The 2,477-nt window shown below is 65.2% G+C and carries 2 protein-coding genes; both read left to right on the top strand.

What is annotated here, in order from left to right; genetic code table 11:
• The first annotated feature begins 8 nt into the window (after positions 1–8).
• On the top strand, positions 9–1,649 hold the full coding sequence (gene istA / locus BLW02_RS19350) for an IS21 family transposase (protein WP_060983852.1): 1,641 nt from the start codon (positions 9–11) through the stop codon (positions 1,647–1,649).
• On the top strand, positions 1,646–2,410 hold the full coding sequence (gene istB, locus BLW02_RS19345) for an IS21-like element helper ATPase IstB (protein ID WP_060983853.1): 765 nt from the start codon (positions 1,646–1,648) through the stop codon (positions 2,408–2,410). The genes istA and istB overlap by 4 nt, the downstream gene beginning before the upstream one ends.
• Positions 2,411–2,477: the final 67 nt, after the last annotated feature.

Below are 2,477 nucleotides of genomic sequence, written 5' to 3'. Positions count from 1 at the left end.
GCCAAGGAGTGAATGTCTTGAAGTCCAACCAACGCGCCACCATAGAGACACTGCTGGAGCGCAATACATCGCAACGCGAGATCGCCCGCATCACGGGCATCGACCGCAAGACGGTCAGGAGCTATCACCAACGCTGGCTGGAGCAACTGCAGTCAAATTCCCCCGGGGTGGCCACCGGCTCGGCCCAGCAAATTCCCCCACCCTGGCCACCGGCTGCTGTGCCGGTGGCCACCTCCCTGTGCGAACCCTGGCGCGAGTTCATCGAAGCCCAGTTGCGTCTGAAGCGCAACGCCATGGCCATCTTCCAGGACCTGGTCGACCAGCACGGATTTACTGGTCAGTACAACTCGGTCAAACGCTTCTGTGCAAAGCTGCGCCACAAGGAGCCCGAGCAGTTCGACCGCCTGTCCTTTCTGCCTGGGGAGGAGATGCAGGTGGACTACGGCGAGGGCGCGCCCACCCGCGTGCCGGGCAGCGAGCGGTACCGCAAGCCCCGCCTGTTCGTGGCCACGCTGCGCTACTCGCGCGCCAGTTTCCGCTGCGTGGTCTGGAAGTCCAGCCAGCAAATCTGGGCCGAGTTGCACGAGCAGGCTCTGCGGTACTTCGGTGGCTGCCCGCAGTACGTGGTTCTGGACAATCTGAAGGAAGGCGTCTTCAAGCCCGACCTGTACGAGCCCGAACTCAACAAAGTCTACGCCGCCACCCTGGCGCACTATGGCGTGGTGGCCGACCCGGCGCGGGTGCGAGACCCCAACCGCAAGGGCACGGTGGAGCATGCCATTGGCCACACCCAGGCCACGGCCTTGAAGGGCCGGCGCTTTGAGTCCATCGAGGCCCAGAACGAGTTCCTGGCGCACTGGGAGAAGAGCTGGGCAGCCAAGCGCATCCACGGCACCGAGCGGCGCCAGGTGCAGGCCATGTTCGAGGAGGAGCGCAGCCACCTCAAACCTCTGCCGCTCCTGGGCATGCAGTATTTCGAGGAGGCGGTGCGCACCGTCTGCGACGACAGCTGCGTGCGGGTGGATCACAGCAGCTACGCCGCTCGCCCGGCGAACATCGGCTCCAAGGTGCTGGTGCGCATCTATGCCCAGCGCATCGAGATCCGCGATCTGCAAACCGGCGCCTTGCTGCGCACCCACGCCAAGGCCGAGCGGCCCGGCACGGTGGTGCTGCCCATGGAGGAGCGGGTATTCAATCCTTCGCGCGAGACCCGTCTGATCCTGCGTCAGGCTGGCGAGATCGGTGAGCACGCCAAACGGCTGTGTGAGCTGCTCTTTGCCATCGAGGGTCGGGTGGGCCAGCGCAAGCTCTGGGGCATCGTCAGCCTGGCCAGGCGATACCCAGCGCACTGCGTCGACACCGCCTGCGCACAGGCCCTGGAGCAGGGGATTTACAGCTACAAGCGCGTGCTGGCTTTGACCGAGGCCATCTTTGCCCAGGCGCTCAACGCCATCGAGACCCAGTCCAGCGGTGCGCCCGCCGGCGGCGGGCGCACGCTGACCCAGCAGCACGAGCTCATCCGCGACGCCGATGAGTACGCCGATCTGTTCGCGCACGCTGCGGCCGTCACAGCCACGAGCACGCTCGAGTCCGCCACGGCGAACACCACCACCAACAACACCAACAACGCACCTGGAATTCAGCCATGAACATGATCGAGATCGAACGCGCGCTGCGCGAGCTGCGTCTGTCCGGCATTGCCGAGACCCTGTCCACCCGCGTGATGCAGGCCCAGGCCGCGCAGGAGCCCTTCCTGGAGACCTTTGGGGCCATGCTGCAAGACGAACTGGACCGCCGGCGCTCGCGTCTGACCGAGCGCCGCTTCAAGCGCTCGGGCCTGGATGAGCGGCCCTCGCTGGCTGACTTCGACTGGCGTTTCAACCCGAAGCTGCCGCGCAGCGCCTGCTTCGAGTTGCATACCCTGAAGTTCATCGGCGAGGGCGCCAATGCGCTGATCATCGGCAAGCCCGGTACCGGCAAGAGCCATGTGGCCAAGGCCGTGGCCTACCAGGCCACGCTGCAGGGATACGACGCGCGTTACCTGGAAGCCGACACCGAGTTTGCTCGCTACGCGTTGGCCAGCGACTCAGAGCGCACCGAGCTGCTCAAGGACTGGGTCTCACCGGACCTGATCATCCTCGATGACCTGTTCCTGGCCAGACGCATCAGCGAGCACGCAGCCGAGGTGCTGCAGGCCATCGTGCACCAGCGCTACAAGCTGCGCCGCTCCATCGTCATCACATCCAACCGCGTGGTGCAGGACTGGGGCAAATATCTGGGCGACGCCACCATGGCCACCACCATCCTGGACCGCCTCATGCACCGCTGCGCAATGCTGGAGTTCGAGGGCAAGAGCTACCGCCTCAAGGAGGCTGCCGCACGCATCGCCATCACACCCGAGTCGTCATAATCTGGTCGTCCTGCCTGGGGGAATTTGGGGTGGCCAAGGGTGGGGGAATTTGACCTGGCCATCGGGG

Source organism: Acidovorax soli (assembly GCF_900107605.1).
GTDB lineage: Bacteria > Pseudomonadota > Gammaproteobacteria > Burkholderiales > Burkholderiaceae_C > Acidovorax > Acidovorax soli.
The sequence above is the reverse complement of the archived record's forward strand: the minus strand, read 5'-3'. Positions and strand labels throughout refer to the sequence as shown.